Raw genomic sequence first — 11,179 nt, 5'->3', positions numbered from 1 at the left:
TCCTAGGGGCTACTTACTCTTTGTTGCTCGGTTTTTACTTAGCCCACTAGGTTACAAATCTCGCGCCGCGATTAAATAGCCCCTAGTTTGAACAAATTTTAATCCGCAAAGTTCAACAGACCCTAAAGTTAATAGCTTAAACCTCTCATTTGTTTTTAGCATTCACCCTTTTTAGTAATTGACCTTTTGGTCAGCAAAGCTACAATCAATCAATACGTTAAACACGCAAACTTTATAATGACCACACAAATAAAACCAAATAAAAAAGAAGTCACACGCGAGAAAAACCAAAAACTAATTTTAGATGCCGCCGAGCAATTGTTTTCGCAATTAGGTTACGACGGAGCAAGTATGAGCATGGTTGCTAAAGAAGCGCAGGTGCCAAAAGCTAATATTTTGTATTACTTTAAAAGTAAGGATGGTCTGTACGAGTCTGTGATTGACCGCATAATAGCTAATTGGAACTTAGGGCTCGATAACGTCACAATTAACGACGATCCAGCTACCGTGCTTTATAACTATATTAAAAGCAAAGTAATACTGGCCGTAAATCAGCCAATGCAATCTCGCTTATTTGCCAGTGAAATACTGCGCGGTGCACCCTATTTACAAAACTACTTTAGAACCAATACCCGCCCTTGGGTTAAACAAAAGGTTGATGTACTTCAAGCATGGATGGACGCTGATAAAATGGATAAGGTTGATCCCTACCATTTGCTTTTTACTATTTGGTCTACCACGCAATATTACGCCGACTTTCAGGCTGAAGTTTTACTCGTAATGAACAAATTAGAGTACGACGAAACCGATGTGGCACAAATTACGCAATCAATTGCCCACATAATTTTAAAAGGTATTGGTCTTAAAATACCTGAGCAAAGTGAGACTTAACCCATGACATCCTTTACTACACCCGATTTATTTGACGATCATCGTGATAACGTGCAAGTAGCAGACAGCGGCCTTTACCACTTTGGTAAAAAAACCACGTTTTATGGCAAAGTAGTTACCGTTACCTGCCCAGAAGACAACTCTTTTGCCGCCGATATATTGCATGAAAATGGTGAAGGTAAAGTATTGGTTATAAACGGGTTTGCGAGCAAACGCTTTGCATTTATAGGCGATATTATGGCTGAGCGTGCCCTAAATAATGGCTGGGAAGGCGTAATAATAAATGGCTGTTGCCGAGATATAGAAATACTCGCCACGATGAACTTACCTGTAATGGCGCTAGGCTCTACACCGCGTAGTACCTTAAAGCGCGGCTTTGGTGATAAAAACCAAGCAGTTACTATGCTTAGCACTACTATTGAACCTAACGATTGGGTTTACGCCGATATTAACGGTTTAATCATCAGTAAAACGCCCCTTATTTAGCACTCAAAACCATATAAATAAAGACCAACTTGGTGCATCTGCGCACCAAATTGGTTTGTTTTAGCTCATTTTAATCTCACTATTTTTATAGCCCACACTTACAAATCTCATACAACCCACTAAATCCTGACCAGTTGGACAGGATTTTAATTTATGGCATTCCTCTTGCTTAGTCTAAGCACTATAAAATCAAAACTACCGATTAAAAAGCGGAGCTTTAGCAATTGCATTAAATTAGTGATCTATTATAACGCGAAGAAAATGACGCAGTGAGTGCGCTATTTAATCCGATAAAATGATCATGTTTTTAATAAAATTGGTATTCATAATAATAATAACCAGCCCGCTTTTTAATCACTCTTAACTTAATAAGTAAGTACTTGGTCAGTTTTATAATAATGAGCTGCAAATGAGTGATAAAAAAAACAACAAAGGTATATTTTGCAATCACGGTCCTACCCTGTGGCAAACAAACCACTCTGGAGTGCTTGCAAACAATCGCTTAGCTGTAAAAGATGTATTTGCAGTAAAGGGCGAGCGTAACAGCGCAGGCAACCCACACTGGTTTAAAACAGCTAAACCGGCTCAAAATACGGCAAGCTCGGTTAATAAGCTCATGACCGCTGGTTGTAACTTTATAGGCTTTACCCATACTGACGAGCTGGCTTATAGCTTAGAGGGTAATAATATACATTATGGCGCTGCGCAAAATCCTAAATTAAAAGGGCATGCTTGCGGTGGTTCGAGTATGGGGTCTGCTGCTGCAGTTGCTGCTAACTTAGCTGATATTGGCTTAGGCACCGACACCGGCGGCTCAATTAGAATACCCGCCAGCTATTGTGGTTTATATGGCATAAGGCCAAGCCATAACGTGATTGAAAAAGACGGCCTAATACCGTTGGCTCCGCCTTTTGATACCATAGGTTGGCTTACCCAAAGCGCCGAGCTATTAAGCGATGTAGGTAATGTACTGCTACCAAATCAAGCTATTAATAACGTTGATACCTTAGTTATTTGCGAGCCGTTATTTGAACTCGTTGACCCTGTTTTACAAGCCCCACTTAAACAATTGCTTGAAAAAACCAAGCCTAATTTTAAGCACCATAAAGAATTTGAACTACCTAACAGCAGCTTATTAAATGAACTTGCTGATAGTTTTAGAGTACTGCAAGGGCGAGCAATCGCAAAAACGCATAAAGACTGGCTTCAATTGCCGGGGCAACTTCCCCAGTTTGCTCCAGCAATTGCGGCACGTTTTAATATGGCGCTTGCCCTAACTGTTCAAGAAGAACAAGAAGCACTAAAAGTACAAACCCAATGGCAAACACTAATAGCTAAAAACCTAAATACAAACAGCTGTTTATTTTTGCCAACCACCCCCACAACCGCACCTAAATTAGGCGCCGACACAAGCGCCTTACGCATGCAAATTATTACGCTTTCGGCAATTGCAGGGCTTAGTGGCTCAGCGCAAGTGCATTTACCGCTGGCTGATTTAGCAAATGATCATCCGTATGGTTTTTCATTAATGATGAGCCACGGTAACGATAAAAGCCTACTTGCTTGCGTTAAGCACCTAGCTGCACACTTTAAACAGGACACACCGGCATGACCACACACAACATTGCATTTACCGCGTCTCATTTTTCGGCCACTGAAGCGGGTATAAATATACTAAAACAAGGCGGTACAGCTACCGAGGCTATGGTAGCGGCTGCCGCTGCTATTAGCGTTGTATATCCACATATGAACTCAATTGGTGGCGACAGCTTTTGGCTTATCGATAACCCAAACCAAAAAACGCCTACCGCTATTGACGCCTGCGGCCGTGCAGCAACTAATACAACGCCCTATAACTCGCTCGCGCAAATACCAGAGCGCGGCGGGTTAAGCGCACTGACTCAAGCGGGTACAATTCGCGGTTGGCAAAAGGCGCTTGAACTAGATGAGCACGCAGCACTACCACTGTCACAAATTTTAGCACCCGCTATTGAGCTTGCGCGCGAGGGCTTTACAGTTACAAAAAGCTTGCAAGCAGGCTGCGAAAAACTAGCCACTGCTAACAATACCAATGAGGCGTTTAAAAGCCTCTACATACCCAATGGCAAGCCCTTGCAAGCAGGTCAACATTTTAAAAACCCTAAACTTGCAGCAACGTTTGAATACCTAGCAAAACATGGCTTTAACGCATTTTATGAAGGCGCACTTGCCAACTCATTTGCCGCCGACTTAGCAAAAGCAGGCAGCTCAATTACCGCAGGTGACATTGCAAATACTAAAGCCGAGGTAGTTACTGCGCTAAATGCAAACCTCAGTGGTATTGATTGCTACAACTTACCCGCGCCAACACAGGGCGTGCATTCACTACAAATAATTGGTGCCGTAAATAAGTTAAAGCATTTAGCTAAAACCGATGCCGACTGGACACATTTAATTGTTGAGGCAACTAAACAAAGCTTTACCCATCGCCCTACCCTTTGGGCTGACCCTGAAGCATTAGGAGACGATTATAAAAACGCACTAACCGATAATCGCTTAAGCGAACTTGCTAACAATATTGATATGGCCAAAGCCAAAAAATGGCCATTTAACGCAGAGCCTGGCGATACTGTGTGGATGGCAGCCAGAGATAAAAACGGGCAATTAGTCAGCTTTATTCAAAGCATTTACTGGGAATTTGGCAGCGGAATATTAATGAGTGAAGGCGGCTTTGTGTGGAATAACCGTGGTTTAAGCTTTAGTTTAAACAATCAAGATACCAACGCCCTTGCTCCAAATAAAAAGCCCGCTCATACACTTAACCCAGCACTGGCAAAGTTTAGCGATGGTCGTCGACTTGCTTACGGAACAATGGGCGGTGAAGGGCAACCACAAACCCAAGCCGCTGTTTTTGCAGGCTACGCATGGCGAAATAAATCAATAAAACAAGCGATTAGCGCCCCTCGTTGGTTACTTGGACGCACATGGGGCGATACAAGTACAAATTTAAAAATTGAAAAAGAGTTAGTTTTTCATATAGAACATGAATTAAATCAACGTGACCACGATTGGGTAAGCGTTGATAATAATAACGAAATGATGGGGCACGCTGGGGCTATTTTAGATACACCTACAAGCCTTGAAGCTGCAACAGATCCTCGTTCAGATGGACGTGCAACAGTAACTACAGCAGGAACACAATGTCAGAAATAATAAACCAATGGCCAATAGTAGCGGCCTTAATAGCAACCGGAATTTTTGCCGGAATTTTAGCAGGACTTTTTGGTGTAGGCGGCGGTATTGTAATCGTACCTGTGCTGTATTTTTTACTGCAAGGTTTTGGCGTAAGCCCAGAGTCGGCAATGATGATAGCCACCGCCACATCACTTGCAACCATAGTACCTACTTCGCTTTCATCTATTCGATCGCATCATAGCAAAGGAAATATTGACCTTGCGCTAATAAAATACTGGGCACCGTTTATATTAGTTATGGCGGTAGTCGGTAGTATTATTGCTCATACCGTTCGCGGTAACGCATTAGTGCTCATGTTTGCCTGCATTGCTATTTTAGTCAGTTTAAACATGTTATTTAGAGCCGGCGCACCCGCGCTTGTAAAACAACTGCCAGGTAAATTTGGTCAAGGCGTTATGGCAAGTATTGTAGGTGGTTTGTCGGTAATGATTGGCATAGGTGGCGGTACTATTGGCGTACCTATGCTAAACGCATTTAATGTACGCGCCCATGTTGCAGTAGGAACTGCGGCCGTTTTTGGTTTATTGATTGCGCTACCAGGTGTTATTACCTTATTAAGTATTGGCACAACGCCAACCGATGCTCCCCTAGGTACTTGGGGGTTAGTTAACCTCCCTGCCTTTTTTCTTATTATTCCGCTGACTATTTTATTTGCGCCTATTGGGGTAAAAATTGGTAGCAAACTGGATCAAAAACAACTAAAACGCGCTTTTGCCGTTGTCTTAATGATAACTGGCATTCGCATGCTCATTCAGACTCTGGGAGCCTAAAATATGTTTATTAACACGCAAGTTCAAACCTTAAACCCACCACAGCGTTTATTAATGGGACCAGGTCCAATTAATGCAGATCCTCGTGTTTTACGTGCTATGTCGGCGCAGCTTATCGGTCAATACGACCCAGTAATGACCGGTTTTATGAACGAAACCATGGCGCGTTACCGCGAAATTTTTAAAACTAAAAACGAATGGACCATGCTAATAGATGGCACATCGCGCGCGGGTATTGAAGCCGTATTATGCTCAATTTTACGCCCAGGCGATAAAGTACTAGTACCAATTATGGGGCGCTTTGGTCACCTACTTGCTGAAATAGCAGAACGCGTTGGCGCAAAGGTGCACACAATAGACGTACCGTGGGGCGAAGTGTTTACGCCAGAACAAATCGAAAAAGCCATTGTTGATGTAAAACCCCATGTACTTGCTATGGTACAAGGCGATACATCCACCACCATGAACCAACCTCTTGAGCATATTGGCGATATTTGCCAAAAGCACGATGTACTATTTTATTGTGATGCCACCGCATCTATTGTGGGTAACGAACTTCCTGTCGATGAATGGAAACTCGATGCACTTTCGGTTGGCCTGCAAAAATGTTTAGGCGGACCTTCTGGGTCAGCGCCATTGACACTGAGCGACAAATGCGCCGAGTGGATCCAAAAACGTAAAAAGGTAGAGGCAGGTATTCGCACGGCCGATCATATCGACGGCACAGAGCCCTTTGTGCGCTCTAACTATTTTGATTTAGGTATGATCATGAATTACTGGGGAGAGGAGCGCCTAAATCATCATACCGAAGCCACCAGCATGCTGTACTGCGCCTCAGAATGCGCCCGTATAGTAATTGAAGAAGGCGTGGATAACTGCGTAGCGCGCCACAAATTACATGGCGATGCCATGCTAACAGGCATTCAAGCGCTCGGCTTAAATGTATTTGGCGATTTAACACATAAAATGAACAACGTACTGGGTGTTTATATACCCGAGGGCATTAATGCCGATCACGTACGCGGACAAATGCTAACCGATTTTGGAATAGAAATTGGCACCTCGTTTGGCCCGCTGCATGGCAAAATTTGGCGTATTGGCACCATGGGTTACAACGCCCGTAAAGATGCCGTATTACAAACATTGGCAAGCCTAGATGCCTGCTTACATGCCAACGGCTATAAAGGTCCTAAAGGCGAAGCCGCCATTGCCGCCCTTGCTCACTATAAATAAAAAAAGGATTTAGCATGACGATTGTAAGCCCACAACACAGCCCTTTATTAGACAAAGAACTTGCTGATGAATACGCAACACGCGCTTTATCTCGCTGTAAAACCCTCAGCGCACTATCGCAAATGCAAGGCGGTATTCACCGCGTGTACTTATCAAAAGAGCACAAAGAGTGTAACGCTGTTACTGCATCGTGGATGGTTGAGGCAGGCATGCAATCGTGGCAAGACGAAGTGGGCAACCTTTGGGGGCGACTAAAATCATCAAACCCACATGCTAAACGTTTAATTATAGGATCGCACCTCGACACAGTACCAAACGCAGGAGCGTTTGATGGTATTTTAGGTGTACTGCTGGGGATAGAAATTGCAGCGCTTGCACATAAGTTAAAGCTCGACCTGCCCTTTCATTTAGATGTAGTGGGCTTTTGCGATGAAGAAGGCACCCGATTTGCCACAACTTTAATTGGCTCAAAAGCCCTCGCTAACGAATTTGATCCACAGTGGCTAAACATTGAAGACACAAACGGCATAACTATGCGCCAAGCCATGCTCGACTTTGGCCTAAACCCTAACGACTACGCAAAGGCCGCACTAAACAAAAACGAATTACTAGGTTACTGGGAAACTCATATTGAACAAGGTCCTGCACTCGAATCGGTTAATCAGGCGTTAGGCGTTGTAACGGCTATTGCAGGGGCAAAACGCGCCATGCTTACCCTAACAGGCCAAAGCGGTCATGCGGGTACAACCCCTATGAATTTACGTCAGGATTCACTAGCAGGCTGCGCTGAATTAGTAACCGAAATTGAAAAACTAGCAAAAAGTGCGAGTAATGGCGAAGTAGCCACCGTAGGGCAAATACAGTCTCGCCCTGGGGCTACAAACGTGATTGCAGGCAAAACAACCATAAGCCTAGACGCACGTGCACAAAGCGACACCGATCTCGCTAATTTACTAAGCGCCATACAAAGCAGTGCACAATCTATAGCAAGCAAACGCAGTTTAACGCTTGATTGGCAATGGACGCATGCCGCCGATGCCGTAGCGTGCGACACCACTATTCAGCATTTGTTTTCAAGCGCATGTAAACTCAATAACCAAGCATCGCCTTCACTTGCCTCAGGCGCTGGGCACGATGCAATGGCAATCGCTCCTATATGCCCCGTTGGCATGTTATTTATACGCAGCCCAGGCGGTATAAGCCATCACCCAGCAGAAGCGGTTATCGACAGCGATGTAACAAAGGCACTCAGTGTAATGTACAGCGCGCTTTTACTTTATGTGAAAGAGTGTGAGTGATTTTAAGGTAATTGAGTAAACCAAGTATATTAACTTGGTATGCTTAGGGGCTTAAACCTCCTCAAAGTCATTTGGAGGTTATTACTGAAGGCAGGTAAATGCAGGAAAACACAGGAATATACGTTATTTAAAGTAGCTTTATCGAGCTGCCCTTTGCTCTTTTAGGCTAAGGCGTTTATGTGAGCTATATACATGCTGAATATTTGTATCATTGACCAAATATGCATCCATTTCAACGGTAATTAAACCCGATAATGGCTTGATTTCTAGAACACCCAACTCACCTAAATTTGCAGATAGTAAAGTATTATTCCTAAAAGCGAACAAAGTTCTGGCAGTATCTCGTAAGTTACCATTTACATATAATTTAGCACCACTAAACCAAGAGTTAATTATTTTAACTTCGATTGACTTAACGGTAAATTCAAAGGGTTTTCTCATCAGAGCTCCATACCCAGAAAATGTAATTATTATACTTTATGTTTTTATGTGTTTGGCGCACAACCACTTTCTTTTAATACCCGTTTAGTCGATGCTGGGTAATTTTTTAGTGCAGCCAAAGGGCGAATTGGCCGCTGCACCAAATTACCTGAGCAGTTTGGGCACACGTTATTTAACAGCGCTTGAGCACAGCTAGAACAAAACGTGCATTCAAAAGAACAAATAAAAGCCTCAGTGGACTGTACAGGTAGATTCTTATCACAACATTCACAATTAGGTCTTAAATCTAGCATTTAGAGCTCCTTCTTATCCACCCAATACTGAGTAAATATCTATTACCTTTTATAACTTTTGACACCTGATGCTCACTTACATCAGGGCGGAATAGCTTAATTCGCTTTGTTTCAAATATCGGATTACTGCAAATAAACTCACCACCCAAATCTGCTTTTTTAAGCACTATATTCAACCGATAGTGTTTACCAGATTCAACTTTGTCTGTGTGTGGTGCTATTTCACTTCCTTGTGGGAATTTAAGCAAATATGTATCAAATTTAATTGGCCACGTAGCACCACAAATCAACATTTTATCGTAGCCTGACTTTTGCCTACCTCGCTCCCAACAAAATAATTTACTCAAAAAAAACATGCAATCCCTCGAAACAGCTAACAAGCAGCAGGTTAACTCGTTTTTTATTTATTTTTATTGGTAAATAAACCATAGCCGAGTTCATATTTTGGTTCAATCGTTTACTGTATTTTACGTGGGATATAAAAGGGAGTTTTAATGTTGTTTTGATTAGTATTTTAGAAGGGAACACTAGGGCGTGTTGATCTTTTTGGATTGAAATTTGTTCAATCTAGGGGCGATTAAATCGCGGCGCGAGGTTTGTAACCTAGTGGGCTAAGTAAAAACCGAGCAACAAAGAGTTGATCGTCCCTAGAAAGAACCCAAAGGGCAGCGCATGTTTGGAATTTATGCGGCGTTATCGCCTATTCATGGGGAATAACCACACTACATAGACTCTGCCTGGCCTAAATACCAAACAGACTGCTGCAAATTAACCCACGAAAGGTCAACACGCCCTAGGGTCCGTTGATCTTTGCGGATTAAAATTTGTTCAAACTAGGGGCTATTTAATCGCGGCGCGAGGTTTGTAACCTAGTGGGCTAAGTAAGAACCGAGCAACAAAGAGTAAATAGCCCCTAGGAAGAACCCTTTGGGCAGCGCCTGTTTGGCATTAATGCTACGTTATCGCCTATTTATGGGGAATAACCACACTGTATAGGCTCTGCCTTGCCTAAATACCAAACAGACTGCTGCAAATTTAACCTTGAAAGTTCAACAGACCCTAGTGTTTGAGTGACTTTATTGAGGAACTAAGGGCTTATCTTGCTTAATACATCGCGTTTTGCAGCTTTTCTACATTATGAACAAGGCAATACAGTTGCCGCAGCGTAAAGAAACAGCTAAACAGGACAGCCATTCTAACTTAATGAAAAAACTTAGGCTGGCGTCACTGTTAATTCATCAAAAATTGAACATGTTTTCCAGAGCCGCCTCTAAAGACATGGGCATATGACGTTTATTCATAATTCGGTTGTTAAGCTCTTCTTTAAGTGATTTAACCGTAGTGCAATACTCTAAACGTTTAGCAATTTCATCACATTCATTATTCAGCGCCGCTAAATGGTTTACAAAATTATCTTTAATTTGCGCTTTACTACGACCATTAAACTTACGCCACACAATTGTATATTGGTCATTACTTTCTTTTTGTTGCCGATGCTGTTCATTTAGCTCGATTATTTTATTTTGCAGTAACGGAATTAAGTTTGCTTTGGTTTCTTCGTCAAAATCGACATCGTCGTCAAAATGGCTTATGTAAAGTTGTAATAAAGTAAAACCGTCTTTCTCTTTTCGAGCTTGTACTAACTGTTGCATTAGTTCGTGTTTTTCTGCTTTTTTTGCAAGATCAGATTCTTTATCTGGATGCAACTTAGATGCTAAACGTTTATACATTTTGTTTAGCTGCGAGCCTTTAAATAACTTTTCTAATTTTGAGTTGTTTTTTTGTTGTTTAATTTCATCGCGATCAAATCGCTCGTGTTGGTCAAAAAAGTCATCCCAATCTTCATCTTGTTCATAGTGCATATTATCTGCACTAAACGCTTCATCATCTTTCTCCTCACCAAAACCTTGCTCGTCAAGGTGCTTATAAAGCAATGAAGGATCAGCTGTTATTTCTCTCAGTTCGTCATCTGTTAATTCTAAACCGGGGAAATCTTGCTGTAACATATTACGTAATATGTTTAACTCTGAAGAAGGGATTGTACTAACCGTATCTTGGTTATACTTATTTAGGTAAGATTGAAAAACTTGAGACACTTCCTCAACATTCAACTCGCCAATGAATGGATGTTCTGACAAATAATCTAAATCTTCATTTATCCAATCCACAAGTTCATTACGCTGTTCAATAGTTAAGCTTTTACGTTGGATAAACTTACTAAAATGAATAATTTGTTCTGCAATCATTTGAGCTTGAATTTGCTCATGGTGCTCTACTTGTTCTTGAAATTGAGAAAACAGGATCTGCTTTTTAATATCAAAGTTTGCGTTACGCTTAGTATGTTTTTCAATTCGCTGCCATAAACGCTCTAATTCAGAAGGCGTTTTAGTCGCCGCTTGTTGCTTTACATTTTTTAAAAATGTCATATTAAGTTCCACTAAAATTTGTATCCATTACTTTTTATGCACGTAATTTGTATGCTTGAATTATAAATTTAATTAAAGCATACATAAAGCCAAGCATTAAAAAGAAC

Annotated in this window: 11 protein-coding genes; 7 read left to right on the top strand and 4 right to left on the bottom strand. The window is 41.9% G+C overall.

Features of this window, described 5'->3' with window-relative positions:
• Positions 1-237 precede the first annotated feature (237 nt).
• The 7 genes from PX700_RS20865 to PX700_RS20835 all read left to right on the top strand — a co-directional run bounded on the left by PX700_RS20865 (position 238) and on the right by PX700_RS20835 (position 7,912).
• The gene (locus tag PX700_RS20865; protein ID WP_004334664.1) at positions 238-891 is read left to right on the top strand and encodes a TetR/AcrR family transcriptional regulator; all 654 of its coding nucleotides are present in this window, start codon (positions 238-240) and stop codon (positions 889-891) included.
• A gap of 3 nt (positions 892-894) precedes the next feature.
• Positions 895-1,377, top strand: coding sequence for a putative 4-hydroxy-4-methyl-2-oxoglutarate aldolase (locus tag PX700_RS20860; protein WP_024591947.1), 483 nt, complete (start codon positions 895-897; stop codon positions 1,375-1,377).
• A gap of 409 nt (positions 1,378-1,786) precedes the next feature.
• Positions 1,787-2,989, top strand: coding sequence for an amidase family protein (locus PX700_RS20855; protein WP_154902964.1), 1,203 nt, complete (start codon positions 1,787-1,789; stop codon positions 2,987-2,989).
• The gene (locus PX700_RS20850; protein WP_479521814.1) at positions 2,986-4,569 is read left to right on the top strand and encodes a gamma-glutamyltransferase family protein; all 1,584 of its coding nucleotides are present in this window, start codon (positions 2,986-2,988) and stop codon (positions 4,567-4,569) included. The genes PX700_RS20855 and PX700_RS20850 overlap by 4 nt, the downstream gene beginning before the upstream one ends.
• Entirely contained in the window at positions 4,557-5,381 is an 825-nt protein-coding gene (locus PX700_RS20845; RefSeq protein WP_024593246.1) for a sulfite exporter TauE/SafE family protein, read from the top strand. The genes PX700_RS20850 and PX700_RS20845 overlap by 13 nt, the downstream gene beginning before the upstream one ends.
• Before the next feature lie 3 nt (positions 5,382-5,384).
• Complete coding sequence (locus tag PX700_RS20840; protein WP_479521813.1) at positions 5,385-6,614, top strand: pyridoxal-phosphate-dependent aminotransferase family protein; 1,230 nt, start codon at positions 5,385-5,387, stop codon at positions 6,612-6,614.
• A 14-nt stretch (positions 6,615-6,628) separates the two neighbouring features.
• On the top strand, positions 6,629-7,912 hold the full coding sequence (locus tag PX700_RS20835; protein WP_479521812.1) for an allantoate amidohydrolase: 1,284 nt from the start codon (positions 6,629-6,631) through the stop codon (positions 7,910-7,912).
• A gap of 138 nt (positions 7,913-8,050) precedes the next feature.
• Here the strand turns inward: PX700_RS20835 and PX700_RS20830 are convergent, their stop codons facing one another.
• From PX700_RS20830 to PX700_RS20815, 4 genes are all read right to left on the bottom strand, one after another.
• Positions 8,051-8,353, bottom strand: a complete 303-nt coding sequence (locus tag PX700_RS20830) for a hypothetical protein (RefSeq protein ID WP_182195017.1) — start codon at positions 8,351-8,353, stop codon at positions 8,051-8,053.
• A gap of 44 nt (positions 8,354-8,397) precedes the next feature.
• Positions 8,398-8,646, bottom strand: a complete 249-nt coding sequence (locus PX700_RS20825) for a DUF1272 domain-containing protein (protein ID WP_182195019.1) — start codon at positions 8,644-8,646, stop codon at positions 8,398-8,400.
• Positions 8,640-9,002, bottom strand: coding sequence for a 2OG-Fe(II) oxygenase (locus PX700_RS20820; protein ID WP_182195021.1), 363 nt, complete (start codon positions 9,000-9,002; stop codon positions 8,640-8,642). Before PX700_RS20820 ends, PX700_RS20825 begins: the two co-directional genes overlap by 7 nt.
• A gap of 882 nt (positions 9,003-9,884) precedes the next feature.
• Entirely contained in the window at positions 9,885-11,072 is a 1,188-nt protein-coding gene (locus tag PX700_RS20815; protein WP_010553585.1) for a hypothetical protein, read from the bottom strand.
• Positions 11,073-11,179: the final 107 nt, after the last annotated feature.

This window comes from Pseudoalteromonas sp. TP27, from assembly GCF_056470645.1.
Note: the sequence above shows the minus strand (reverse complement) of the source record. Positions and strands in the feature narration are given on the sequence as shown.